Origin of the sequence: Nocardiopsis eucommiae, assembly GCF_965344335.1 — a bacterium.
Classification (GTDB): Bacteria; Actinomycetota; Actinomycetes; order Streptosporangiales; family Streptosporangiaceae; genus Nocardiopsis; species Nocardiopsis eucommiae.
In genome coordinates, this window is sequence record NZ_CBDRIY010000024.1 from 23,799 (window position 1) to 50,133 (window position 26,335).

20 protein-coding genes are annotated in these 26,335 nt (G+C 71.4%); 11 read left to right on the plus strand and 9 right to left on the minus strand.

From position 1 onward, the window contains the following. Positions 1-6: 6 nt before the first annotated feature. Positions 7-561 carry a GNAT family N-acetyltransferase gene (locus tag ACRWK8_RS16570; protein ID WP_378737083.1) on the minus strand — a complete coding sequence of 185 codons (555 nt, stop codon included), beginning with the start codon at positions 559-561 and terminating at the stop codon, positions 7-9. A gap of 117 nt (positions 562-678) precedes the next feature. Here ACRWK8_RS16570 and ACRWK8_RS16575 point away from each other — a divergent pair, with 117 nt between their 5' ends. The 9 genes from ACRWK8_RS16575 (at position 679) to ACRWK8_RS16615 (ending at position 11,716) form a co-directional block, all read left to right on the plus strand. Next, positions 679-1,059 carry a phage holin family protein gene (locus tag ACRWK8_RS16575; RefSeq protein ID WP_378737081.1) on the plus strand — a complete coding sequence of 127 codons (381 nt, stop codon included), beginning with the start codon at positions 679-681 and terminating at the stop codon, positions 1,057-1,059. Positions 1,060-1,477: 418 nt separating this feature from the next. Further along, complete coding sequence (gene dapA, locus ACRWK8_RS16580; protein ID WP_017546364.1) at positions 1,478-2,449, plus strand: 4-hydroxy-tetrahydrodipicolinate synthase; 972 nt, start codon at positions 1,478-1,480, stop codon at positions 2,447-2,449. Beyond that, a complete protein-coding gene (locus ACRWK8_RS16585; RefSeq protein ID WP_378737077.1) occupies positions 2,446-4,131 on the plus strand; it encodes a ribonuclease J in 1,686 nt (561 codons plus the stop codon). Before dapA ends, ACRWK8_RS16585 begins: the two co-directional genes overlap by 4 nt. Positions 4,132-4,677: 546 nt before the next feature. Then, on the plus strand, positions 4,678-7,167 hold the full coding sequence (locus ACRWK8_RS16590; protein ID WP_431871346.1) for a DNA translocase FtsK: 2,490 nt from the start codon (positions 4,678-4,680) through the stop codon (positions 7,165-7,167). Between the two features lie 133 nt (positions 7,168-7,300). Then, on the plus strand, positions 7,301-8,428 hold the full coding sequence (locus ACRWK8_RS16595; RefSeq protein WP_378737073.1) for a helix-turn-helix domain-containing protein: 1,128 nt from the start codon (positions 7,301-7,303) through the stop codon (positions 8,426-8,428). Positions 8,429-8,621: 193 nt separating this feature from the next. Further along, positions 8,622-10,055 carry a 30S ribosomal protein S12 methylthiotransferase RimO gene (rimO, locus tag ACRWK8_RS16600; RefSeq protein WP_378737071.1) on the plus strand — a complete coding sequence of 478 codons (1,434 nt, stop codon included), beginning with the start codon at positions 8,622-8,624 and terminating at the stop codon, positions 10,053-10,055. Further along, on the plus strand, positions 10,052-10,663 hold the full coding sequence (pgsA, locus tag ACRWK8_RS16605; protein WP_378737069.1) for a CDP-diacylglycerol--glycerol-3-phosphate 3-phosphatidyltransferase: 612 nt from the start codon (positions 10,052-10,054) through the stop codon (positions 10,661-10,663). The genes rimO and pgsA overlap by 4 nt, the downstream gene beginning before the upstream one ends. A gap of 4 nt (positions 10,664-10,667) precedes the next feature. Further along, complete coding sequence (locus ACRWK8_RS16610; protein ID WP_378737067.1) at positions 10,668-11,201, plus strand: CinA family protein; 534 nt, start codon at positions 10,668-10,670, stop codon at positions 11,199-11,201. Positions 11,202-11,359: 158 nt separating this feature from the next. Then, positions 11,360-11,716, plus strand: coding sequence for a helix-turn-helix domain-containing protein (locus tag ACRWK8_RS16615; protein WP_378737065.1), 357 nt, complete (start codon positions 11,360-11,362; stop codon positions 11,714-11,716). Between the two features lie 120 nt (positions 11,717-11,836). Here ACRWK8_RS16615 and ACRWK8_RS16620 read toward each other — a convergent pair whose 3' ends face one another. From ACRWK8_RS16620 to ACRWK8_RS16640, 5 genes are all read right to left on the minus strand, one after another. After that, positions 11,837-12,301, minus strand: coding sequence for an RrF2 family transcriptional regulator (locus ACRWK8_RS16620; RefSeq protein WP_026129576.1), 465 nt, complete (start codon positions 12,299-12,301; stop codon positions 11,837-11,839). Positions 12,302-12,547: 246 nt separating this feature from the next. Beyond that, on the minus strand, positions 12,548-14,017 hold the full coding sequence (locus ACRWK8_RS16625; RefSeq protein ID WP_431871350.1) for a glycoside hydrolase family 3 protein: 1,470 nt from the start codon (positions 14,015-14,017) through the stop codon (positions 12,548-12,550). 90 nt (positions 14,018-14,107) lie between these two features. Beyond that, positions 14,108-15,076, minus strand: a complete 969-nt coding sequence (locus tag ACRWK8_RS16630) for a carbohydrate ABC transporter permease (RefSeq protein ID WP_378737061.1) — start codon at positions 15,074-15,076, stop codon at positions 14,108-14,110. Continuing rightward, entirely contained in the window at positions 15,073-16,053 is a 981-nt protein-coding gene (locus ACRWK8_RS16635; RefSeq protein WP_378737060.1) for a carbohydrate ABC transporter permease, read from the minus strand. Before ACRWK8_RS16635 ends, ACRWK8_RS16630 begins: the two co-directional genes overlap by 4 nt. An 89-nt stretch (positions 16,054-16,142) precedes the next feature. Next, positions 16,143-17,420, minus strand: a complete 1,278-nt coding sequence (locus ACRWK8_RS16640; RefSeq protein WP_378737058.1) for an extracellular solute-binding protein — start codon at positions 17,418-17,420, stop codon at positions 16,143-16,145. Between the two features lie 259 nt (positions 17,421-17,679). Between ACRWK8_RS16640 and ACRWK8_RS16645 the strand changes: the two genes are divergently transcribed. After that, complete coding sequence (locus ACRWK8_RS16645; RefSeq protein WP_378737056.1) at positions 17,680-18,894, plus strand: ROK family transcriptional regulator; 1,215 nt, start codon at positions 17,680-17,682, stop codon at positions 18,892-18,894. Between the two features lie 96 nt (positions 18,895-18,990). On the opposite strand, the gene ACRWK8_RS16650 is transcribed toward ACRWK8_RS16645, so the two are convergent. The 3 genes from ACRWK8_RS16650 to ACRWK8_RS16660 form a co-directional block, all read right to left on the minus strand. Next, positions 18,991-20,634: a serine/threonine-protein kinase gene (locus ACRWK8_RS16650; protein WP_431871353.1), complete on the minus strand. Its 1,644-nt coding sequence runs from the start codon at positions 20,632-20,634 to the stop codon at positions 18,991-18,993. Positions 20,635-20,704: 70 nt separating this feature from the next. Continuing rightward, a complete protein-coding gene (locus tag ACRWK8_RS16655; RefSeq protein ID WP_378737605.1) occupies positions 20,705-21,184 on the minus strand; it encodes a GNAT family N-acetyltransferase in 480 nt (159 codons plus the stop codon). 109 nt (positions 21,185-21,293) lie between these two features. Then, positions 21,294-25,856, minus strand: coding sequence for an ATP-dependent helicase (locus ACRWK8_RS16660; protein ID WP_431871355.1), 4,563 nt, complete (start codon positions 25,854-25,856; stop codon positions 21,294-21,296). 121 nt (positions 25,857-25,977) lie between these two features. On the opposite strand from ACRWK8_RS16660, the gene ACRWK8_RS16665 reads away from it, so the two are divergent. Beyond that, positions 25,978-26,172, plus strand: a complete 195-nt coding sequence (locus ACRWK8_RS16665; RefSeq protein WP_378737050.1) for a DUF3046 domain-containing protein — start codon at positions 25,978-25,980, stop codon at positions 26,170-26,172. Positions 26,173-26,335 lie beyond the last annotated feature (163 nt).

The window sequence follows — 26,335 nt, forward strand, 5'->3', positions numbered from 1 at the left end:
GCCGCACTACTCGGACACGGCCGCGTGCAACCTCACCATCGGCAGCAGACGACCCATGTCGATCTCCCGCCGGGCCCCGTCCGCGCGCCACCCCGAGGCCTCGAAGAACGACCGCAGCGCGTTCTCCTCCTCCGGAACCCACACGTGCGCCGTGCCGAACCCGCCCTCCACCAGGTGGTCCACGCAGGCGTTCACCAGACGGCTGCCGTGCCCCTCGCGCACCCGCTCCGGATCCACGTGCAGCGCGAACACCTCGGCGTCCCTGGCGGGCCACAGGTCCGGGTCCCCGCCCGGGCCGAACGCCGCGAACCCGACCACCGTGCGCACCCCGCCGTCCTCGTCGGTGGCCACCACCAGCCGGTGCTTGGAGGTGGGCGGCGACTCCAGGGCCGCCGTCCACTGCTCACGGAAGCTCTCCCGGGCCTGGTCTCCGGAGAGCTCCTCCGCCACCTCGGCGGGCAACAGGTCCTTGTACACCGACCGCCATGACGCGACCTGGAGGTCCACCACCCTGTCCACGTCGGCGGCACGGGCGGGACGGACGAACTGCGCACTGGACACGAGGGGCCTCTCGGTTGGTTCCGCACCCGGCGTGGCGCGGGTGTGCGACACGCCGGAAGAAAAGATCACCCACGCCGGAGTTTCCGGACCTTGCACCGGCATGGGAACATCTACGTTGTGAGCCTCATTATCAGAGTTATCGCGAACGCGCTGGCCCTTTGGGCCGCTGTCCTCCTTGTCGACGGGATCGACGTCACGGCGCAGGACACCGCCGGTCAGATCTTCGTCTATCTCGTGGTCGGCGCGATCTTCGGTGTGGTCAACGCGGTCATCAAACCGATCGTCAAGACGGTCGGCTGCCTGTTCTACGCCCTCACCCTCGGGCTGATCGGGCTCGTGGTGAACGCGTTGCTGTTCATGCTCACCGAGTGGATCGCCGGGCTGTTCAACATCCCGTTCCACGTGGACGGATTCTGGCCCGCCTTCTGGGGCGCCATCATCGTCACCATCGTGAGCTGGATCGTCAGCATGTTCCTGCCCGACGGCAAGGACGACTGAGACACGCCCGAACGCCACCCGCGCGCCGTCCTCCGACCACGGTGACACCGGGCCCCGTCCGCGTGACGAGGGCCCGGTGCGGGTAGGTTCACACTTCCGGGCACCGGTCGAGCGCGTAGGCTCCAGGTGACCTGGTCGGTCACACCCGTGACGGTCCCTCACCTCAACCCACGAGGACGGGGGCCGAACCGGACCCGCTCCCGCGCACTCCCACGTGCGAGGGACACACAGACTTTCCCGCTTCCGGTGGCCCGCGTTCACCGGTCGCGGCGACGGACGTTCAACGCCGTCTTCACCCGTTGCACGGAGGAAAGCACCCGGCTCGGGACACGCACCCGTTTCACGCACATGGAGAGGAGGAAGGGCAACCCAGGGCCCCGACGCCTTCCGGCTGGGGCCCGAGAGCCTTTCACACACGATGGTGGAACCCAAGAACCGCCCATTCGGCAAGATGCTGACCGCGATGGTCACCCCGATGCTCGAAGACGGGGAACTCGACTACGACGGTGCCGCCCGCCTCGCCACCTACCTGGTGGACGAGCAGCACAACGACGGTCTGGTGATCAGCGGCACGACCGGTGAGTCGCCCACGACCAGCGACGACGAGAAGGACCGTCTGCTGCGCTCCGTGGTCGAGGCCGTCGGAGACCGCGCCCAGATCATCGCGGGGGTCGGCACCAACGACACCCGCCACAGCGTCAAGCTGGCCCGGGCCGCCGAGAAGGCGGGCGCGCACGGCCTGCTGGCTGTCACGCCCTACTACAACAAGCCCCCGCAGGAGGGGCTGATCCGGCACTTCACCGAGATCGCCGACACCACCGACCTGCCGGTCATGCTCTACGACATCCCGCACCGCACCGGGACGCCGATCGCCTCCGAGACCCTGGTCCGGCTGGCCGAGCACCCGCGCATCGTCGCCAACAAGGACGCCAAGGACAACGTCGGCGCCAGCTCCTGGGTCATGGAGCGCACCGACCTCGCCTACTACTGCGGCACGGACATCCTGAACCTGCCGCTGCTGTCGGTCGGCGCGGCCGGATTCGTGAGCGTCGTCGGCCACATCGTCGGCAGCGACCTCAAGGACATGATCGACGCCTTCGAGGAGGGCGAGGTCGGCCAGGCGCTGGCCATCCACCGCCGCCTCACCCCGGTCTACACCGGCATGTTCCGCACCCAGGGCGTCATCACGACCAAGGCGATCCTGAACCTGTTCGGGCTCCCCTCCGGTCCGGTCCGCACTCCGCTCGCGGACGCCTCCTCGGAGCTCCAGGCCCTCCTGCGCGAGGACCTGGCCGCCGCCGGGGTCAAGGGCCCGATCGGGCTCGCCCCGCACCAGGCCGTGCCCGCCAGCGCCGTGCGCGTCGAACGTCTGACGGAGGGTTCCGTATGAGTCACCCGCACCCCGAACTCGGTCCGCCCCCGCCCCAGGGCAAGGGTGTCCTGCGCATCGTCCCGCTCGGCGGTCTCGGTGAGATCGGCCGCAACATGACCGTCTTCGAGTACGACGGCCGTCTGCTCATCGTCGACTGCGGTGTGCTCTTCCCGGAGGAGGAGCAGCCCGGCGTCGACCTGATCCTGCCGGACTTCGACTACATCCGGGACCGTCTCGACGACATCGAGGCGATCGTGCTCACCCACGGGCACGAGGACCACATCGGCGGCGTGCCGTTCCTGCTGCGCGAGCGGGCCGACATCCCGATCGTGGGTTCCAAGCTCACCCTGGCACTGATCAGCGCCAAGCTCGGCGAGCACCGGATCAAGCCGGAGACCGTCCTGGTGGAGGAGGGGGAGCGCCACGACTTCGGCCCCTTCGACCTGGAGTTCTTCGCGGTCAACCACTCGATTCCGGACGCACTCGCCGTGGGCATCCGCACGCCCGGCGGCACGGTACTCCACACGGGCGACTTCAAGATGGACCAGCTGCCGCTGGACAGCCGCCTCACCGACCTGGCCGGGTTCGCCCGCTTCGGTGACGAGGGCGTGGACATCCTGCTGTCGGACTCCACCAACGCCGAGCAGCCCGGGTTCGTGGTCAACGAGCGCAACCTCACCGAGGCCATCGACAAGGTGTTCCGGCAGGCGAAGAAGCGCATCGTCGTGGCCTGCTTCGCCTCGCACGTGCACCGCGTCCAGCAGGTCATCGACTCCGCGACCGCGCACGGCCGCAAGATCGCTTTCGTGGGCCGCTCCATGGTCCGCAACATGAACATCGCGCGCGACCTGGGCTACCTGAGCATCCCCGGCGACACCATCGTCGACGTCAAGCAGCTCGACAAGATGCCCGCCGACGAGGTCGTGCTGATCTGCACCGGTTCCCAGGGCGAGCCCATGGCGGCGCTGAGCCGTATGGCCAACCGGGACCACCAGATCCGCATCGAGGAGGGCGACACCATCCTGCTCGCCTCGTCGCTCATCCCGGGCAACGAGAACTCGGTCAACCGGGTCATCAACGGCCTGACCCGCTGGGGTGCCAAGGTCGTGCACAAGGGCAACGCGCTCGTGCACGTGTCCGGCCACGCCTCCGCCGGTGAGCTGCTGTACGTGCTCAACATGGTGCGTCCGCGCAACTTCATGCCGGTGCACGGCGAGTGGCGGCACATGCGCGCCCACGCCGACCTGGCCAAGCTCACGGGCGTGCCGAGCGACCGCGTCGTCATCGCCGAGGACGGCGTGGTCGTGGACGTGTACAAGAACCGCGCCAAGATCGTCGGCGCGGTGCAGGCCGGGTACGTCTACGTGGACGGCTCCTCGGTCGGGGACGTCACCGACGCCGCCCTGAAGGACCGCCGCATCCTGGGCGAGGAGGGCTTCATCTCCGTCGTCGTCGCGGTGGACTCCAACTCCGGGAAGATCCTCGGGGACCCCGAGATCCACACCCGGGGCGCGGGCATGGGCGCCGCGGCCTACGACGACGTGATCGACAAGATCCAGGACGCCCTGGACAAGGCGGCCGCCGACGGGGTCAACGACCCGCACCAGCTGCGTCAGCTCATCCGCCGCAGCACGGGACGCTGGGTCAACGAGACCTACCGTCGACGTCCCATGATCATCCCCGTCCTGGTCGAGGTCTGACCGTAGGGGAAGCAGGGACACGGCCCGGGAACGTCCGCGTTCCCGGGCCGTTTCTTGTCTTTTTGCATCTCCGCTCCGCTTCGATGCGTGTTCGGGCGCCTGGAAAGGCAGGAACCTTCGGCGCCTGCGGTGTGATGGCTCGTTCCTCGCGATCCCACCTGCGGCACCTCCAGAACCCTGCCGGCGCCCGAACGAAAGCACCCCCCGTGGCCTTGGGCCCTGAGCGGGACTCACGACTGTGGGTGGGCGTGAGTCCCGCCTGTCCGCCTTGGCCACCGGGGGGGTGCCCCGTTCGAGCGCCGGAGAGGGTTCTGCAAGACGAGTCAAGCCGCCAGCGAGGAACGAGCCAGGCGTAGACGAGGATGAAGAATCCCTCTGCAAAGGCGCCGAACACGGGCCGAAGCGAAGCGGAGGCCCAAAGAAAACAGAGAACACGCCGTGCCCCCTGGGTGCTCCGGGCTGGACGGCTTAGTAGGCTTCCCGCCGTGCCGGGTCGCTGTGCCCGCACCTCGGAATCGACCCCGTCCCCGGTGGAGGTGACCCCCGATGGCCACGCGTGCCTCCTCAGGCGGTGCTGGGCGCAAGAAGCCCGCAGCGCGCAGACCGGCGGCGAAGAAGCGCATGCCCGACGGGCCCATCGCGTACGTGGTCACGCTCTTCGGTCAGTTCCTGCTGGTGATGTGGAAGCTCGTCGCGCACACGGTGGGCGGGGCGGCCCGCGCGGTCGGACGCAGCGCCCGCGGCCTCGACCCCGACCTGCGGCGCGACGGGGCGGGGCTGATCCTGCTGGCCCTGGGCATCCTGGTCGCCTCCGCCGTGTGGTGGCAGAGCGACGGCCCGCTGCTGGAGGCCACCCGCTTCGTGGTGGTCGGGGGCTTCGGCACCTTCTCGCCGATCCTTCCCCTCCTCTTCCTGCCGATCGCGGTCAAGCTGATGCGCACCCCGAGCACGAGCAAGGAGGGCGACGCGGGGCGGTTGTTCATCGGGGTCACCTCGATCATGCTCGGCCTCCTCGGGCTCATCCACATCGCCCACGGCATCCCGCAGCCCGCCGACGGTATCGAGGGGCTCCAGGAGGCGGGCGGCGTCATCGGCTTCGTCGCCTCCGGCCCGCTCAGCGCGGTGGTCACCCCCTGGCTCACCGGGCTCCTGCTGGCCCTGATCCTGATCTTCGGCATCCTCGTGGTGACCGCCACCCCCATCCGTCGCATCCCGGACCGGCTCCAGACCCTCTTCGGCGCCCTGATGGAGCGCGACACCGGCCCCGACTCCGGGATCGGCCTCCTCGGCGCGGACCCGGAGAAGCCCGCCAAGCCGCGCAAGCGCAAGCCGAAGGCGCAGACCGCCGAGGCCCAGACCGTCGCCGGGGACCACGAGCGCCCCTACGACAGCCCGGTCCTGCCCAGTGAGCCCGAGGCCGCGTCGATCGCCCCCGCTCTCACCGACGAGGAGGAGGCGGAGGCCTCGGCGGCGAAGAAGCCCGCCCGCAAGAAGGCCAAGGCCCCGACCCCCGACCCCACGCCGCCGCCGGTCACCACCGAGCAGCTCTCCATCCCCTCCCGCGTGGTCGAGGGCGACTACGAGCTTCCCGCGCCGACCATGCTCAAGCCGGGCACGCCGGTCAAGCCCCGCACACAGGCCAACGACGACGTCGTCGCGGCCCTGAGCGGGGTCCTGGAGCAGTTCAAGATCGACGCCGAGGTCACCGGGTTCACCCGGGGCCCGACGGTCACCCGCTACGAGATCGAGCTCGGCCCCGCGGTGAAGGTCGAGAAGGTCACGGCGCTCTCCAAGAACATCTCGCTCGCGGTGAAGAGCGCCGACGTACGTATCCAGTCGCCGATCCCCGGCAAGTCCGCGATCGGCGTGGAGATCCCCAACACGGACAAGGACATAGTGAGCCTGGGCGACGTCCTGCGCTCCTCGGCCGCCACCTCGGACGACCACCCCATGCTGGTGGGTCTGGGCAAGGACGTCGAGGGCAGCAACGTCGTCGCCAACCTCGCCAAGATGCCGCACGTGCTGGTCGCCGGTGCCACCGGCGCCGGTAAGTCCACCTGCATCAACGGACTCATCACCTCGTTGATGATGCGCGCCACCCCCGACGAGGTGCGCATGATCCTGGTCGACCCCAAGCGGGTCGAGCTGACCATGTACGAGGGCATCCCGCACCTGATCACGCCCATCATCACCAACCCCAAGAAGGCCGCCGAGGCCCTCCAGTGGGTGGTGGGGGAGATGGACCGGCGGTACGACGACCTCGCGGCCTCCGGATACCGGCACGTCGACGACTTCAACGCCGCCGTGCGCACCGGGGAGCTCACGGCCCCGCTGGGCAGCGAACGGGTCTACGAGCCCTACCCCTACCTGCTGGTGATCGTCGACGAGCTGGCCGACCTCATGATGGTCGCCCCCCGCGACGTCGAGGACGCGGTCGTGCGCATCACCCAGCTGGCCCGCGCCGCGGGCATCCACCTGGTCCTGGCCACCCAGCGCCCCAGCGTCGACGTCGTCACCGGCCTGATCAAGGCCAACGTCCCCTCGCGGCTGGCCTTCGCCACCTCCAGCCTCGCCGACAGCCGCGTCATCCTCGACCAGCCCGGCGCGGAGAAGCTGGTCGGCAAGGGCGACTCGCTCTTCCTCCCGATGGGCGCGGGCAAGCCCATCCGCCTCCAGAACGCCTGGGTGGCGGAGAAGGAGATCCGGGGGATCGTCGACCACTGCAAGAAGCAGTCCGAGCCCAGCTACCGCGAGGACGTCGCGGTCGTCGACACCAAGAAGAAGGAGATCGACGAGGACATCGGCGACGACATGGACCTGCTGCTCCAGGCGGTCGAGCTGGTCGTCACCACCCAGTTCGGATCCACGTCGATGCTCCAGCGCAAGCTCAGGGTCGGGTTCGCCAAGGCCGGCCGCCTGATGGACCTCATGGAGAGCCGCGACGTCGTCGGCCCCAGCGAGGGTTCCAAGGCGCGCGACGTGCTCGTGCAGCCCGACGAACTCGCGGCCGTGCTCACCGACATCCGGGGCGGATGAGACCGAAACCACGTCCGTGACGCCCGATTTGGCGCGATCTTGAGGCCTTCATGGGGCGTGGTGACCTGCGTTGTCCGTGTCCGGGTAGCAGAGTGGGTAGACGTAGGCACAGACAGTCGCGGGGGGAGTGCGCATGGCGACGATCGGCCAGACCCTGTCCGCCGCACGGATCGCGGCGGGTTGCTCCTTGGAGAACCTGAGCACACGCACACGTATCCGTATGCAGGTCCTGAGGGGGATCGAGAACGAGGACTTCGTCCCCTGCGGAGGGGACTTCTACGCGCGAGGACACATCCGGAGGATCTGCAAGCTCTTCGGTGTGGACCCCGCACCGTTGCTGGAGGAGTTCGACAGGGAACACGCGTCGCCTGAGAAGGCCACCTTCGTCCCTCCGCCCCGGCACCCGTCCGCGAAGCCCAAGGCGGCCAGGGTCGCGGCGGCCCACGGCGGACGAACCCACGCCGGAGCCGACGAGCGCCAGGCGTCCCCGGACGTTCGGCGCACCTTCGGCGACGAGGAGGCCGACCCGGAGCAGCGGGCCGAGAGCTGGGGCCACTTCGAACGCAACCAGCGGCTGGCCCGGCCGCCACAGCGCAACAGACCCCGGGGGGTCCCGACGGCCGGGGCCAACGGTGGGGCGGCGGTACCGGAACCGCGTCGACCCGGACGGCACAGCAGGCCGGAGAGCCCGCCGCCGGGGGCCCGACCGGGCGCCGCCCGAGCCGCCGCGCCCCGGAGCGGCGTCAGCAGCACCAGGACCCGCCGCGCCGAGGCGGTCCGGCGACACTGGCCCTGGGCCGTCGTCGGCATCATCCTGATCGCCGCCGTGTTCGTGGGTGTGCGCACCTGGCAGGGCTGGGAGGAGGGCAATCCCGTCCGGACCGCCTTCGAGTCGGCCCGGTCGGGCGGCGAGGGAGGTGCCGACTCCGTGCTGCTCCCGGAGGACGCGGCCGTCCCCCTCGACCGCGCCGAGACGGTCGAGGAGGCCCCGGCCGAGGTGGAACCGGTCGAGTTCACCGTCTCCTTCACCGCCAGCGACCGCAGCTGGATCGAGGTCAGCGAGGCCGACGGCGAGGCGATCTACACCGGGTTCCTCCTGGAGGGGGAGACCCAGGACTACGCCACCGAGGTGCCGCTGAACCTGTGGATCGGCAACGCGGGCGCGATCGACGTGGCCGTGGACGGTGAGGACCACGGCCCCGCCGGCGAGATCGGAGAGGTCCGGGAGGTCACCATCGGGGCCGAGGGCCTGGAGAACTGACGGGTTCCCACGACGCGGCACGGCACCACGTGCGACGAGGCCGGGGTACGGGCGGGTAGGTCAACCACGGTAGTGTGGGGGGCTGCGGGCGGCGACCATCGACGCCTTCGTGCGAGCACGACCCGACCGGTACCCCGGCCTTCGGCCGCGCCGCGCCCGCTGCACCCGTAGCTCTCCCACACGCTTGGAAGCCATGTCATCGCGCCGTACTGTCTCACTCGTCACCCTGGGGTGTGCGCGTAACGAGGTCGACTCCGAAGAGCTCGCCGGTCGCCTTGCCGCTGGCGGCTGGGACCTCGTCGACGACGACACCAAGGCCGACGTGACCGTCGTCAACACCTGCGGGTTCATCGACGCCGCCAAACAGGACTCCATCGAGACCCTGCTGGAGGCGGCCGAGGGCGGCGGCAAGGTCATCGCCGCCGGCTGCATGGCCGAGCGCTACGGCTCCGAGCTGGCCGAGGCCCTCCCCGAGGCCAACGTCATCGGGTTCGACGACTACGCCACCATCACCGACCGGCTCGACGACGTCGTCGCCGGACGCAAGCTGGCCCCGCACGACCCGCGCGACCGCCGCACCCTGCTGCCGATCAGCCCGGCCGAGCGCGACGCCTCCCAGGTCCACGTGCCCGGACACGCCGCCTTCACCGACTCCGAGGGCGCTGAGGGCACCGAGCTTCCCTACCGCGCGGCCACCCCGCGCCGCCGCCTGACCGGCGGCCCCGTCGCCAACCTCAAGATCGCCTCCGGCTGCGACAGACGGTGCACCTTCTGCGCCATCCCCGCCTTCCGGGGCGCCTACATCTCCCGCCAGCCCGACGAGATCGTCCGCGAGGCCGAGTGGCTGGCCAGCGAGGGCGTGCGCGAGGTCTTCCTCGTCAGCGAGAACTCCACGTCCTACGGCAAGGACCTGGGCGACGTGCGCGCGCTGGAGAAGCTGTTGCCGCGCCTGGCCGCCGTCGAGGGCCTGGAGCGGGTCCGGGTCAGCTACCTCCAGCCCGCCGAGGTCCGCCCCGGGCTGGTGGACGTGCTCACCAACACCCCCGGTGTGGTGCCCTACTTCGACCTCTCCTTCCAGCACGCCAGCGGCCCGCTGCTGCGCCGCATGCGCCGCTTCGGTGACCGCGAGCGCTTCCTCGAGCTGCTGGAGACCGCCCGCAAGGGCGCTCCGGAGGCCGGTGCGCGCTCCAACTTCATCGTCGGCTTCCCCGGCGAGACGGAGGAGGAGTTCCAGGAGCTGGTGGCCTTCCTCAGCGAGGCCCGCCTGGACGCCATCGGTGTGTTCGGCTACTCCGACGAGGACGGCACCGAGGCCCTGACCCACGAGGGCAAGGTGCCCGAGGAGGTCGTCCAGGAGCGCGTGGACACCCTCAACCGCCTGGCCGAGGAGCTCATGGTCCAGCGGGCCGAGGAGCGGATCGGTACCGAGGTGACCGTCCTGGTGGAGACCGTCCTGGAGGACGGCGCCTACGAGGGCCGCTCCGAGCACCAGGCGCCCGAGGTCGACGGCAGCACCATCCTGTACGGCGAGGGTCTGGCCGTCGGTGACCTCGTGCGCGCCACCGTCATCCAGTCGATGGGGGCCGACCTCGTCGCTGAGCAGGACGGGGAAGCCGCCGACAGATGAGCACCCACGACCCCGCGGCCTCGCCCGCCCCCCAAGCTCCGCTGTGGAACATCGCGAACATCCTCACGATGAGCCGCCTGGTCATGGTGCCGGTCTTCGTCTGGTTCATGTTCCTGGACGGGCTCGGCTGGCAGCTCGCCGCGTTCTCCGTCTTCGTGATCGCCGCCATCACGGACCGGGTGGACGGTGAGCTGGCCCGCCGTCGGAACCTGGTCACGGACTTCGGCAAGATCGCGGACCCCATCGCGGACAAGGCGCTGACCGGCGCCGCGCTGATCGTGCTCTCCGTCCAGGGAGACCTGTGGTGGTGGGTCACCATCGCGATCCTGCTGCGCGAGTGGGGGATCACCGCCCTGCGCTTCGCGGTGCTGCGCTACGGCGTCATGCCCGCCAGCAGCGGCGGCAAGCTCAAGACCGTCCTCCAGATCGTGGCGATCAGCATCTACCTGTTCCCGTTGGGGCTGCTGCCCTTCACCAGCGTGTTCATCTGGATCGCGCACGGGGTCATGGCCGCGGCGCTGGCCGTCACCCTCTGGACCGGTCTGACCTACGTGGTCGACGCCGTCCGCCTCGTGCGGGCCAGGGGCGCCGACGGCGGGAAGCAGTAGGGCCGTGGACGGAGCGGGGGACACCCGGATCGGGGGAGAGGCGCTGGAGGCCGCGCAGGCCGCCCACCGCGCCCTCCTGGAGGCCGGGTCCACCGCCGCCACCGCCGAGTCCCTCACCGGCGGTCTGATCGGCGCCCACCTCACCGCGGTCCCCGGCGCCTCCGCCACCTACCGGGGCGGGGCTGTCACCTACGCCACGGACACCAAGGCCTCCGTCCTCGGGGTCCCCGAGGCACTGCTCGCCGAGCACGGCGCCGTCCACCCGGACGTCGCCGTCCACATGGCGTGCGGGGCGCGCCGACTCACCGGAGCCGACTTCGGGGTCGCCGTCACCGGCGTGGCCGGGCCCGAACCGCAGGACGGGCGGCCCGTCGGCACCGTCTACGCGGCGGTCGCGGGACCGGAGTCACACACCCGGGTCGTCCGGTTCAGTTTCACCGGGGATCGTTCGGGTATCCGCCTTGACACGGTCACGGGTGCGCTGAGGCTCCTGGGGGCCGCCGTTCGCGGGGACGTGGCGGGAAACACCCGGGCCTGATCCCTCCGGCTGGTCCACCTCCCCCGGGGTGAGGGAACAAAACCACCCCCGGGCACGGTTCCCCCTCCAGCGAACAGGACGGCAAGAGGTGCCCGAATCGGGCGTGGGGCAGGTACGGTGTTGTATATGAAGGTCGTTACCGGTGGGAGGGAGCGCGAATGATGGTCCTGCTTCGTCACCTACTTGGTGACGTGCTCAGGCGGCTGCGCCAGCGCCAGGGTCGCACCCTCCGCGAGGTGTCGGCCGATGCACGGGTCTCCCTCGGATACCTGTCCGAGGTCGAGCGGGGACAGAAGGAAGCGTCCTCCGAACTGCTCTCCTCGATCTGTGGGGCCCTCGGGGTTCCGCTCTCGCAGGTCCTCAGGGAGGTCTCCGACCAGCTGGCACTGGCCGAGCTCCAGGAGGCCGCACTGCTGGGCGACGCGGTCACGACCGACCCCGTTCCCGCGCAGGACCTCGGCATCGCGCCCGTCCCGGATCGCGTTCCGCAGGTCGCGGACATGGCCGGTGTGTGACACCAGGTCCCACCCGCACTCGTCAGCGCGGACCGTACGAGTCCGCACTCAGGAAGCCGGTCACCCCTCGGGGTGACCGGCTTCCGGCGTTCTGGGCGGCGCCCCGGAGGGGCTGTCCGTTCAGCGGTGGGTGTGGTTGACCCAGGACTCGGGGTCCTCGGCCAGCACGCGCACCTGTTCGGGGAGTTCGTTGGTGACGAGGTGCTGGAGGTTGACCCCCTCCAGGATGGAGCGCTCACTGGCGCGCAGGGCGATCCACACCTGTTGCAGGCTGCGGGCGGCCCCGTCGTAGTCGACGTGCTCGGGGCGTTCCCCGCGCACGTTGGCGAGCGGTCCGTCGACCGCTCGGATGATGTCGGCGAGGGAGATCTCCGCCGCTGGTCGGGCCAGCCAGTAACCGCCGACGGGACCCCGTTGGCTGCGTACCAGACCGGCACGGCGTAGCTGGGTGAGGATGTTCTCTAGGAATTTTCCGGGGATGGCCTGCGCGCGTGCGAGCTGCTCGGCCGTCACCGGACCGTCGCTGGCGACAGCGAGCTCTGCGGCCGCGCGAAGCGCGTAGTCGACCCGGGCTGAAAGGCGCATGCTGTGATTATGCCGTGGTTAGAAGGGCGAATGGGGCACCGGGCGCCGACGAGTGTTGCCAGCGGCCGGGATGCTACACGCCAAGGGTACTTCTCCTACCGACTTTCGGGGACATGGGTGATGTCCCCCCCTCGTGTCGGAACCGGAGAACACCCGCGGCCCGGTCCCTGGTGGAGTGGTGGGGACCGGGCCGAGGCGGAGCGTACGGGGTGGGTACGCCCTGGGAGGGGTCGAGGGGCGGGCGGCCTACCGCGCGGCCTCCAGCGCGCCCGTGGAGCCCAGGAGCTCGGCGGCGCTGAGCCCGTTGACGTGCGCGGCGCCGTAGGTGCTCACATAGGCCCCGCAGTCGGGCCGCCAGATGGGCAGGCCCATCTCGACGACCACGGCCTTCGGGTAGGCGCTGATCAGGGCGTTCACGAACGCCTGGGCGGTCGGGTACCGGTGCGCGTCGCGCACAACGACGACCAGGTCGCGGCCGGAGGCGGCGGTCAGCACGGCGGTGGGGTCGTCGGTCTCCGGGGAGACCCGGACGGTGTCGCTGAACCAGGGGCCCAGGCCCCACGGCACGTCGCCGACGGCCACCCCGGCGGGGGCGTCCACCTCGACCACGTACGGGTTCTCCAGCGGGGGGAGGTCCCCGTCCACGCGGACGGCGCGGCGGGCGCCGGTCAGGCCGACCCGCTCGGTGTCCTCCGCGTCCGCGCGGCCCTCGGCGGAGTCCCTGATCCACTGACGCAGCCGGGCGTTGCGGTCGGCCGCCTCCTCCAGCCGCTCACCGGCCAGGCGGCCCTCCCGGACGGCCTCGACCAGTGCCGTGCGGACCTGGGCGACCTGGTCCGCGTAGACGAACCGGCCCAGGCACAGCAGGTCGCACCCGGCGGCCACCGCGAGCACGCTGGCCTCGGGGATGCCGATCTCACCGCTGACCCCACGCATGTCCATGGCGTCGCTCACCACGACCCCGCCGAACCCGAGCTCGCCGCGCAGCAGGTCGTTGAGCAGCGCCTGGTTGAGCGTGGCCGGGCCGTCGCCGCCGCCCAGACCGGGCAGCTCGATGTGCGCGGTCAGGATGGATCGGACCCCGGCGTCGATGGCCGCCCGGAAGGGCAGCAGTTCACGCCGGTGCAGCAGGTCCGCGTCGGCCTCCACACGGGGCAGGGTGTGGTGCGAGTCCTGGGAGGTGGCGCCGTGGCCGGGGAAGTGCTTGGCGCACGCGGCCACTCCGGCCTCCTGGAGGCCACGAACGGAGGCGGCGGCGTGTCGGGCGACCAGCTCGGCGTCGGCTCCGAAGGAACGGGTGCCGATCACCGGGTTGTCGTCCGCGACGTTGACGTCCACGGAGGGGGCCAGGTCCAGGTTGAAGCCCAGACCGGACAGCTGGTGGCCGAGCGCGCGCAGGGTGGCCCGGGTGAGGTCGGGGTCGTCCACCGCGCCCAGGGCGGCGTTGCCGGGGTAGTCACTGCCCCGGGCCTGGCCGATACGGGTGACGTCGCCGCCCTCCTCGTCCAGGGAGATCAACGGCGTGTCCGTGGCCTCGCACAGGCTCGCGTTGAGCGCGGTGACCTGCTCGGGGCTCTCCAGGTTGTTGTGGAAGAGACAGACGCCGGAGATCCCGTCCGCCAGCCCGTCCAAGATCCATCGGGGGGCCTGGAGGGACTCGAAGGGCACCAGCAGCGTGGCGTTGGCCAGACGCTCCAGTGTCGGGTCGTGCGGCATGACGAACTCCGTTCGGTGAGCAAGGGTGCCCAGGGGAGGGCAGACGCGTGGCGGGGATGGTGTGGTGTGACGGTCGGTCGTGTCGGGCGGTCAGCCCTTGACGGCCCCCATGGTCAGGCCGGAGACCATGCGGCGCTGGACGAAGAGGAAGAAGATCATCACCGGGATGGTCAGCAGGGTCGAGGCGGCCATGATCGGACCCCACTCCGTGCCGAAGCGGCCGAAGTAGTAGGAGAGGGTCAGCGGCAGCGTGTAGTTGTCCGTGCTCCGGCCGAGGAAGGTCAGGGCGACGATGAACTCGTTCCACGCCGTGATGAACGCGAAGATGCTGGCCGCCACCAGGCCGGGTGCGACGAGCGGCATCAGGATGCGCCAGAAGATGGTCCAGCCGCTGGCGCCGTCGATGGCCGCGGCCTCCTCCAGCTCCTTGGGGACCGCGGCGACGAAGCCGCGGAGCATCAGGATGGTGATCGGCAGCGACACGGCGGTGTAGACGATCAGCAGGCCGGAGAGGTTGCCGAGCAGCTGCACCCCGGTGGCCTCCGAGAGCGACCGGAAGTTGATGAAGATCGAGATGATCATCGCTTCCATCGGCACCATCTGGATGACGATGAGCAGCATGATGAAGGCGGAGCGGAGCTTGAACCGGAACCTGGCGACGGCCACCGCCGCCAGCAGGGAGAACAGGGCTCCCATGGCCACGGCGCCGAGGGTGACCAGGAGACTGTTGGCGAGGAAGGTCCCGAAGTTCACCCCGGGGATGAGCTGGCCGTTGATCACCCGGTCGAAGTGTTCCAGCGTGGGCGCCTGGGGGAACAGCCGCTGGTCCCGGGTGAAGATCTCGCCGGTCGGCTTGAAGGCCGTCGAGACCATCCAGTAGACGGGGAAGACCGAGAACAGGAAGACGGCGATCCCGGCCAGGTACAGGGGGAGGTCGCGCAGGCGGCGCAGCGGGCTGCGGCGGTGGACGCGTCGCGGGGTCCCGGTGCCGCCGGAACCACCCGACGTGGAGCCGGGAGCGGCGGTCGCGGGCCGAGCGGTCTTGTCGACGGCGGTCATCGGGTCTCCCCCTGGCGGATCATGATGCGCAGGTAGTACGCGGTGACGGCGAGGATCATGACGGTCATGACCACCGCGATGGCCGAACCCATGCCGTAGTTGGCCGGGCTGGCGCTGAACCCCTGCTGGTAGATGTAGTAGGAGAGCAGGTAGACGTCCTTGTTCTGGAAGCTGTTCGCCAGGATGTACAGCTGGGTGAACACGCGCAGGTCCCAGATGATCTGGAGGACCAGCAGGAGCGCGAACAGCGGACGCAGCATCGGGAAGGTGACGTTCCAGAACGACTTCCAGGCGTTGGCGCCGTCCATCCGGGCCGCCTCGTAGAGCTCGGACGGGATGCTCTTGAGACCGGCGAGCACCGACACCGCGACGAACGGGAACGACTGCCAGACGATCACCATGATGAGGATGCTGAACAGCGACAGCGGTTCGAGGAACCAGTTGTACTGGAGCCATCCGTCACCGACGAGCCAGTTCGGCAGACGGTCGAGGACGACGTTGACGAGGCCGCGCTCGGGCAGGAACAGCCACCGGAACACCAGGGAGGCGCTCAGGGCCGGCGTCGACCAGGCCAGCATCATGCCGATGGCCACGAAGGTGGAGAACCACTTGGGCAGCTTGTGCAGCAGGATGCCGATCAGCGTTCCGAGCACCATGGTGATGCCCACCATGAGGACGCAGACGACGACCGTGTTGCGCAGGATCGACCAGAAGGCGGGGTCGGTGAGCAGGCTCTGGTAGTGAGCGAAGTCGTTCCACTCCGGACCCGGCTGGTTGGGCATCAGGTTGCGGGTGGTGAAACTCGTGAACGAGTACCAGACCATCTGGACGATCGGCCAGAGCAGGACGACCGCCAGCAGGATCACCGACGGGATGATGAGCAGGTACGGGATCGGCTTGGGCCGCCTGGCTCGGGCGGGGGCCTGACCCACGGCGCCGTCCGGTTCGGCTGACGCTTTGTCGACGGTTCTCGGCATGGGCTTCTCAATCAGGGCGGGTTCGACCGGAAGGGGCGGGCGCGGGGTCCGCGCCCGCCCTCACGGCTGTGCTCAGAAGGGACGGGCTCTTACTCGACCGGCTCGTTGAGGATGGTGGTCAGCTGCTCGTTGGCGCCTTCCATGACCTCTTCGGGGTCGCCGCCCCGCACGATGTCGAGCACGGCGCCGGGCAGGATCTTGTTGTCCAGGTCGGCGGCGTTCCAGCGCGGGGTGCTGGGGAAGAAGCGCGTGTTCTGCATGCTCGTGGCCGCGGCGGCGCGGGCGGGGTCGTTCTGGTACTCGTCCGCCTGGAGCAGCTCCGGGTAGGCCGGGAAGAAGCCCGCGACGTCGGCGTAGGCCTTGCCGCCCTCCTGGTCGCCCAGGACGCCGAGCAGGTCGAAGGCCTGGTCCGGGTACGAGGTGAGACCGAAGACGGTCAGGGCCGAACCACCAGCGAAGACCGGGGCGTTGCCCTCGGCGCCGGGGATCGGGGCGGAGGCGATGTTCTCCAGGACCTCCGGGTCCTCGGCCTGCTCCTCGATGGAGCCCAGGGCCCAGCCGCCGTCGATGTACATGCCGAGCTGGCTGTTGGCGATGTCGGCCAGGGCGACCAGCTCGGTCTCACCGACGTAGCTCTGCGGGGAGATGCCGTCCTGGGTGAGCCCGGCGTAGAACTCCACGGCCTCGACGGTCTCGGGGTCGGTGAGCCGACCCGTCCACTCCTCGCCGTCCTGGACGGCGATCTCGCCGCCGTTGCCCCAGATGAAGCTGGCGATGCCGTTGGTGAAGTCGGTGGGCGCGGCGAAACCGGGGACGCCGTACTCCTCCTCGATAGCCTCGGAGACCTCGATGAGCTCGTCCCAGGTCGCGGGCGGCTCGTGGCCGATCTCCTGGAGCCAGTCGGCGCGGTAGTAGAGGGTGCGCACGCCGGAGAACCACGGGACGCCGTACTGGACGCCGTTGTACGTGCCGTACTCCAGGGCTTCCTGGTCCATGTCGGCGGCGGGGGCCCACTCGCCGACGTGGTCGCCGATGTCGAGCAGCGCGCCCTGGGAGGCCCAGCTGGAGACCTGGTCGTTGCCGACCTCGAGGACGTCGGGAGCGTCGCCGCCCGCGATGGCGTTGGTGATCGACTCCTGGGCGTCACCCCACGGGATGAACTCGACGTTGACGGCGGTGTCCGGGTACTGCTCCTGGAAGCGGGTCTCGGCTTCGTCGAAGTACGCGACCAGGTCGTCCTGGGAGGTGCCCATGACCCACACGGTCAGGGAATCAGGATTCTCGCCGGAAGAACTGTCGTCGCCACCGCCGCAGGCGGCCGCGAGCATCACCACGGCCGAGGCCAGAGCGATCTTGGGGAACCTCATGTGAACGTATCTCCCTTCGCACGTCACGCCGGGGCTCGGCGCCTGTGCTCGAAACGACCTGGGATCATGAACGGACCCGGGCGCCTCGACGTCTCTTATGGGGGTGTGCTGGGACAGCACTGGTTGTGGCCGCCCCGCCGGCGCGGGTACCGGTGGCCCGAATACAGCCTCGGACCTGCCGGGACGTGACCTCCTGTGAGGTTGTCAGCTAAATTAACAGGAAACTTTCCTAATAAAAACAGGGTGAGGTGTCACGGTTATGTCTCAACGTCCGGGGACTCCCCGGCTGCTGCGCCAGCTCAACGATCGCGCGGCACTGGAACTCCTCTTGTCCGGCGGTCCGTTGACCAGGACCCAACTCGGCACGAGGACGGGCCTGTCCAAGGTGACGGCGTCCCAGCTCCTCTCCCGTCTGGAGGAACGCGACCTGGTCCGGGTCGTCGGCAGCCAGGCGGGGGGCAGGGGGCCCAACGCGGCCCTCTACGCGGTCGTCCCGGAGAGCGCCTACGTGGCGGCGCTCGACGTCAGCGCGGGACGGGTCACCGCCACGATCGCGGACATCACCGGCCGGGTCATCAGCGAGGTGACGGTCGACCCCAGCGCCTCCGACGATCCCGTCGCCCTGGTGCACACCGCCGTGATGCGCCTGGCCGAGACCGCCGAGGTGCCGCTGGACAAGGTCCGCGCCTGCGTGATCGGCACCCCCGGTGTCGTCGACCCCCGCACCGGTGACATCCGGTTCTCCTTCGACCTCATGTCCTGGCACGAGGGTGTCCTGGAGGCCCTGCGCAGCGACCTCAAGCGCTCGGTCATGCTGGAGAACGACGTCAACCTGGCGGCGCTGGCCGAGTACTCCGAGGGCGCGGCCGAGGGCGCGGACGAGTTCGTGCTCATCTGGCTCAGCGCGGCGGGCGGCGTCGGTATGTCCACGATGATCGACGGCCGTATCCTCCGGGGCCGTTCCGGTGGCGCGGGGGAGATCGGCTACCTGCCGGTGCCCGGCGCCCCCATGCCGGTCGACGTGGGCCTGACCGGGAGCTACGAATCCCACCTGGCCCAGGGGGACCGGGAGCTGCCGCACGGCTTCCAGGCACTGGTCAAGGCCAAGCAGGTGGTCCAGCTCGCCGCCGAGCACGGCATCCCCGGCGACGGCGTCACCGAGGTCGTGGCCGCGGCCTCGGCCGGTGACACTCCCGAGAGCGACGCGTTCCTCGACGCCTTCGCCGACCGTCTCGCCCGGGGCGTGGCGGCGGTCAGCGTCATCATCGACCCGGGCCTGGTGGTCCTGGGCGGCGACGTCGCCAAGGCGGGCGGCCCCAAGCTCGCGGAGCGGGTCCAGGCGGCCACCGCGCGGATAGCCCCCAACGTCACCGAGGTGGCCATGGGCACCGTCGAGGGCAGCCCCGTGGTGCGGGGCGCCCTGCTGCACGCCCTGGAACGCGCCCGGGACGAGGTCTTCTCCTCCACCGTCTGAACCCCCGTCCCCCACCGACTCCGCGCCCCGGCACCTCACCCGCCGGGGCGCGCGGGCGTGGTCGCGCCCGGCGGGACGTGGACGCGCGCGGTGGGGTCAGTTCCCGGTGTCGGGGCCGAAGGAGTCGATGACGGCCTGGAACTCGTCCTGGCGCTCCTCGCGGAGGTCGGCCGGGAAGTTGAAGCTGATCCGGTAGGAGATCCCCCGGCTCTCGTCGGTGATCTCCCGGGTGAACATCCACCGGTCCGGCGACTCGCGCTCCTCGTGGCGGAACAGCACCTCGTAGACGGCGCTCTGGAGGCGGCCCTCCAGCTGTTCGGTCTCCAGCCGCTGCTGCCGGACGTCGCTGAAGTCCTCGTCCTCCTGGAGCAGCTCCTCCATCCGCACCATGGCGCCCTCGGCGTCGCGGACCAGGAAGTCGTACTCGGTGGCCACGACCGTGACGGACCCGTGCTCGTCACCGGTGACCAGGTCGTACGAGGCCAGCCGGGTGGCTGACTCGCCGCCGCCCTGGAGGTCCCCGTCGCGCACCGTCCAGTCCTCCGGCATGACCAGCCCCACCACGCCGTCCCCGAGGCGGACGTGTCCCTCGGGCGCGTCGTCCGAGAGGGTCTCGGGAAGCGTGTCGGACGCGCCCTCGGCGTCGGAGGGGGCACCGCTCGGCTCGGGGGTCGGCTCCTCCTCGGTGAGCTGGGCCTCCGCCTCGTTCCAGTCCCCGTCGGCCAACAGGGCCGGGACGGTGAACCAGCCCAGCACCAGCACCCCCGCGAGCACGGCGGAGCCGATCCACAGCGGGGCGCGGGAGCGCCGGGAGTCGCCCACCGGAGCGGTGGGCGGTGCCACCGCGAACACCCGGGGTGCCGAGGCGGTGGGAGCGGGCGCGTCGAGCAGCTCCAGCGCCCGCTCCGGGAGCAGGCGCCGCCGGGGGTCCCGCACCAGCAGCCCGGCGACCACGGCGGCCACCGGTCCACGCGCGGGCACCGGGGGAACGGGCTGGGTGAGCACCGCCGTGAGGGTCCCCGTGAGCGTGTCCCGCTTGAACGGGGACTCCCCGGACAGCGCCGCGAACAGGGTGGCGCCCAGGCTCCAGAGGTCCGAGACCGCGCTCGTCTCGTCGTCCTCCAGCCGCTCCGGAGCCGCGTAGGCCGCCGTGCCGAGGATGGTCCCGGTCCCGGTGAGCGCGGTGCCCTCGTGGTCGGGCAGGTTGGCGATCCCGAAGTCGGTCAGGACCGGCCGGGCACCGCCCTCGCTCAGCATGATGTTGGCGGGCTTGACGTCGCGGTGGATCACCCCGGCCCGGTGGGCGGCCCACAGGGCCCCCAGCAGCGGTCGGGCGATCCGCTCCACCTCGTCCTCGGACAGGGGCCCGGTACGCCGGAGCCGGTCCCGCAGTGACTCACCGTCCAGCAGCTCCATGACGATGAACGTGACGCCGCCCTCGTCCAGGACGTCGTGCACGGTCACCACCGAGGGGTGGGAGACCCGCGCCGCCGCCTGGGCCTCGCGCACCATCCGGGCCCGGGCGCGCTCGCGCTCACGCGGCGGCATGTCGTGGGGGAGGTGGACCTCCTTGACCGCGACCTCCCGGTTCAGCCCGGTGTCGTGGGCCCGCCACACCGTCCCCATGGCCCCGCTGCCCAGTTCGCCGAGGAACGTGTAACGCCCGACCGATCCGCGCGGGGAGGTCTGGCTGAGGTCGGCGGTCGGGCCGGAGGGGTCCGAGGGATCGGTGGGGTGCATGACCCCATCCTCTCAACACCGCGAAGCGCGACGAAAGCGAAGGTGGCCCTCCGGGGCGGAACGCCCTCGGTCAGCCGCGCCCGAGCGGCCGCGCCATCGCGATCCTGGGCCGGACCATGATCCCCGCCTCCTCCTCGACCTCCCACTGCCGTTCCAGCTCGGGGCCCCACCGTTCCCGAGGGAGCTCCTCGAAGCCCCGGCGCCCGTACCAGGGGCCGTTCCACGGCAGGTCCCGGAAGGTGGTGAGGGTGACCCGGTCGTACCCGTCCTCCTCGGCGTGGGCGCACACCGCGTCCAGCAGGGCCCCGCCGATCCCGCGCCGCCCGTGGTCCGGGTGCACGGCGAGCTGTTCGAGGTGGACGGCCCCGTCCAGGACGACCGTGGCGGCCAGACCGCACACGCCCTGGTCGGTGACGGCCACCAGCACCCGCTCCACGTGGTCGAGCATCTCCCGGGGATCGTCCGGCGGGAGTTCCAGCCCGGCCTCCGCGAAGAGGGTGTCCGCGGCGAGGGACACCTCCACCAGGGCGTCGGTGTCCCCCGGCTCCATGGGACGGATCACGAGTGGCAAGGCCACCTCCTGCGTAGGGTGCGTGTGGTCGAGGCTGATCCTCGCACCATGACGCGGCTCGGTCAGGGGTCCCACCGCCGTGCCGCGCTCAGCGGCGCAGACGCAGCCCCTTCGGGGTGACGTGGAACCCGGCCGCGACCAGCGCGGTGTCCGCCGGGGTCCCGAAGACCTCCGCGCCGTCCGCCCGCTCCACCGTGAGCGACTCCACCCCGCCCGCGTCCACCAGTTCCGCCACCGCGCGGGCGGCCCGCTCCAGCAGCGCCGGGGTGGAGCCGAAGGTCAGCACCGACCGCCCGCCCCGGCCCACGAACAGGGTCGGGCGGCCGCCGTCGAGCACCACCAGCGCGCCCGCGACCCGTCCCGGCCGGTGGGACGCCTCCACACCCGCCGCGCCCGCGGGCCAGGACAGCGCCGCGCCGAACGGGTTGGCCGGATCCGTGGCGGCCAGCACCACGGGCGGGGTCGGACCGCCCGGATCCTCACCGGACAGCGCCCGCAACCGGTCCACCGCCCCGGGCAGCGCGAACTGCGCCCCGCCCAGCCCCTCCACGAAGTACCCCCGGCGCACCCGCCCCGCCTCCTCCATGGACCGCAGCACCCGGTACTCGTCCGACGAGATGCCCCGGCCCTGCTGCCCCTTGAGCAGGAGCCCGTCCCGTTCGAGCCGGGCCTCCACCCGCGCCAGCGTGCGCTGGGTCGGGTCCGGGTCGGGCACCGGCAGCGCCGACCAGCGGCCCGCCGCCGTGGGAGGACCGGACCGCGTCGGCATCACCGGACGGTGCCGGGCACGGGAGGAGCCCCGGCGCGTGACGGGGCCCGCACCCAGCGCGGCGCGCAGCGGGGCCAGGGTGTCGTTGGTGACGCACCCCGACCACACCAGGAGCCACAAGGCCGCCACCAGGTCCGCGTCGGAGACCACCGCCCCGCCCAGGGCACGGGCCACGCGGTCGGACACGTCCCGGAAGAACAGGGCACCGCCCTCCCGCAGCACCTCCAGGACGGTCTCGGCCAGGGAACCCTCCTCCGGCGGGACCGGATCGGGCAGCAGCAGCCGGGCCTCGTCCGCCGGGGCCAGCGCCAGCCAGCCGTCCTCGCCCGGCAGCGACCCGGTCCCCGCCCAGACGACCTCGCCGGCCTGCGTGAGCGCGTCCAGGGACACCGGGGAGTAGCCCTCCACCCGGGCGGGCAGCACCGTCGACTCCAGCGACGAGGCGACCAGCGCCGTCCCGCGCAACGACTCCACCGCCTCGAACACCGCGTCGGGGCCGCGCAGTCGCGCGTCCGGGACGGCACGCTGCCACAGGGGCACGAACCGGGCCAGCGCCCGTGGTTCGACCGGCTCGACCTCCCTGCGCAGCCGGGCGACCGAACCCCGCCGCAGACGGCGCAGCACGTCGTCGTCGCACCACTCGGTACCGCTGCCGCCGGTCCGGAACCCGCCCCTGACCACCCGTCCGCGTCCCGCCAGCTCCCGCAGGGCACCCTCCACCGTGTCGCGCCCCAACCCGAGCCGCGCGGCCGCCCGCGCCGAGGTGAACGGCGCGTGCGTGCGCGCGTACCGGGAGACCAGGTCGACCAGCGGCTCCGCCACCGGCTCCAGGAACACCTCCGGGACACCGGGCGGGGGCTCCGCGCCCAGGGCGTCACGCAGCCGGGCCACGTCCTCCACCGCGCACCACCGCTCGGCCCCGGCCACCCGCATCCGGACCACGCGGCCGGAACCCTCCAGCTCCTCCAGCCACTCCCGCCGCGCGCCCCGCTCGGCCGCCTCGGCCGTGGTCAGCGGCCCCACCTCCCGCAGCAGGTCGGCGGCGCCCTCCAGGTCCCGCACCGGCGCGGCGATCCGCTGCAACAGGGCGTCGGTGTGCTCCACCACCTCCGGGTCCAGCAGCTCCCGCAGGTCCGCGCTGCCCAACAGGTCCGCCAGCAGCGACGGGTCCAGGGTGAGCGCCTGCGCGCGCAGCTCGGCGGCGGGCGCGTCCCCCTCGTACAGGAACGCCGCCGTGTACTCCATCAGCAGCGACCGGGCGAACGGTGAGGCCTGCGGGGTCTCCACCTCCACCACCCGCACCCGCCGCGCCCGCACGTCGGTGAGCACCTCGGCCAGCGCGGGCACGTCGAACACGTCCCGCAGGCACTCCCGCACCGTCTCCAACACGATCGGGAACGACCCGTACCGGCCCGCCACCGACAACAGGTGCTGGGCGCGCAACCGCTGCTGCCACAGCGGCATCCGCCGGTCCGGGCGCTGGCGGGGCAGCAGCAGCGCCCGCGCCGCGCACTCACGGAACCGGGACGCGAACAGCGCCGAGCCGGTGAGCTCGTCGGTGACCACGGCCTCCACGGTCCCGGGGTCCAACGACACCAGGTCGGTCAGCTCACCCGCCCGCAGGAGGCCGCCCGCCTCCACGTCCGGCAGCCGCAGCACGATCCCGTCGTCACCGTGCACCACCTGCGCGTCCGTGCCGAACCGCTCCCGCACGCGCCCGGCGATCGCCAGCGCCCACGGGGCGTGCACCCGGGCACCCAGCGGAGAGTGCACCACCGCCCGCCAGTCGCCCACCTGGTCCCGGAAGCGCTCGATCACCACCGTGCGGTCGTCGGGCACGCTCCCGGTCGCCTCCCGCTGGTCGGCCACGTACTCCACGAGGTTGTCGGCGGCCCAGCCGTCCAGCCCGGCCTCCGTGGCCAGCTCGCGCCCGGCGACCCGGTCGCGATCGGCCAGCTCGCGGGTCATTGCGCCCACCGCCCGGCCCAGCTCCGCCGGGCGCCCCAGGGCGTCCGCCTTCCAGAACGGCATCCGGCCCGGCCTGCCCGGGGCGGGGGAGACCATCACGCGGTCGGCGGTGATCGCCTCGATACGCCACGAGGTCGAACCCAGCACGAACACGTCGCCCACCCGCGACTCGTACACCATCTCCTCGTCCAGCTCACCGACACGCGTCGGTGCCCTGCTCGACGACTCCGAGGCCAGGTACACGCCGTACATGCCCCGGTCCGGGATGGTGCCGCCGCTGATCACCGCCAGCCGCTGGGCGCCGGGCCGGGCCCGCAGCACGTCCTCGTCGCGGTCCCACACCAGGCGCGGGCGCAGCTCGGCGAACTCGTCCGAGGGGTAGCGGCCCGACAGCATGTCGAGCACCGACTCCAGGACCGCGTCGCTCAGGCGGGCGAAGGGCGCCGCCCGGCGCACCAGCGCCGCCAGCTCGGGCACCGTCCAGTCGTCCATCGCCACCATCGCCACGACCTGCTGTGACAGCACGTCCAGGGGGTCGCTCGGCATCTCCAGCCGTTCGATCCCGCCCGCGCGCATGCGCTCGGTCACCACGGTGGTCGCCAGCAGGTCGCCCCGGTACTGCGGCAGGAACACCCCGCGCGAGGTCTCACCCACCTGGTGACCCGCGCGGCCCACCCGCTGGAGGCCGCTGGCCACGGACGGGGGAGCGGCCACCTGGACCACCAGGTCCACCGCGCCCATGTCCACCCCGAGTTCGAGGCTGGAGGTGGCCACCACACACCGCAGCCGCCCCGCCTTGAGGTCGTCCTCGATGAGCTCCCGCTCGGCCTTGGACACGGACCCGTGGTGGGCGCGCGCGATCACCGGGGCACCGCCACGGCTCTGCTCCGACTGGCCGATCACCTGGGCGGCGACCTCCTCACCGGGCAGACCGCCGTCGACGCGTTCGGCGTGGAGGTCGTTGAGCCGGGCACACAGCTTCTCGGCGGTACGGCGGCCGTTGGTGAACACGATGGTGGAGCGGTTGGCCTCGACCAGGTCCAGGACCCGGCGCTCCATGTGCGGCCACACCGAGCCCCGGCTCATGGTGTTGCCCGCGCGCGGGTCCGGGGGCAGGCCCTCGGCGGTGGCGGGCGGGCTCCCGGGTTCGTCCAGGTCGGGGACGGACGCCTCCACCCGCAGGTCCATGCGCGGGGTGTCCGGCGGTGCGACGATCACGGCGCCCGCACCGGGGGTGCCCCCACCGGTTCCGGTCAGGTAGGAGGCGACGGTCTCGCGCGGGCGCACGGTGGCGGACAGGCCGATCCGCTGGGCCGGGCGGTCCAGCAGGGCGGCCAGGCGCTCCAGGCTCAGCGCCAGGTGGGCGCCGCGCTTGGTCCCGGCCAGGGCGTGCACCTCGTCGACGATGACCGTCTCCACCCCCGCCAGTCCCTCGCGCGCCCGGGAGGTCAGGACCAGGAAGAGCGACTCGGGCGTGGTGATGAGGACGTCCGGCGGGTGGGTGGCCATCCGGCGCCGCTCCTGGGCCGGGGTGTCGCCGGTGCGCACCCCCACGGTGACCGGGGACAGGGCCTCCCCGCCGCGCTCGGCGGCGGCCGCGATCCCCGCCAGCGGCTGGCGGAGGTTGCGTTCCACGTCCACGGCGAGCGCCTTGAGCGGTGACACGTACAGGACCCGGCAGCGCCTCGTCCGGTCCGTCGGCACGGGGGCGTGGGTGAGGCGGTCCAGGGACCACAGGAAGGCCGACAGGGTCTTGCCGGACCCGGTCGGCGCCACCACCAGCGTGTCGCGGCCGGAGGCGATCGTCCGCCAGGCCTCGGTCTGGGCGGCCGTGGGACCGTGCGGGAAGGCCCGTCCGAACCAGGTCCGGGTCGCCGTTCCGAAGGGTGCCAGGGGGTCGGTCGCTCCGCTCATCGCACCAGTCTGCCCAAGGGGGCCGACAGATCGGCGCAGGACACCCGGTGCCCGGGACCCGGTGGAACCCGTCCTGTGGACGAGTCCCACCGGCTCCCTCCGGTCACTCATACTGGGGCCGATGAGACTCACTGTTTTCTGGCACAACATGCACGCCCAGTTCGGCGAGGCCTACGCGGACAGCCTGGCCAAGGACTACGTCATCGAGAAGCTCGGCTCCCGCACGGTCAACCAGGCGCTGGCCGACGGGATCTCGGCCAAGGAGGTGTGGCGGGCCGTGTGTGACGCGTTCGACCTTCCCGCCTCCGTGCGCTGACCCGTCCTTCGCCAAGCCCGCGTAAAAACCGGGACGCCAGGGGTTCGCACCGGATTTCGAACATGAGTTCGGGTAGTCTGGGTTCTCGACGGGCGGACGCCGAGCGTCGCGATTGTCGTACCGACCGCGTAGCGTCATGCGCATCATGAAGAAAAAGGCATCA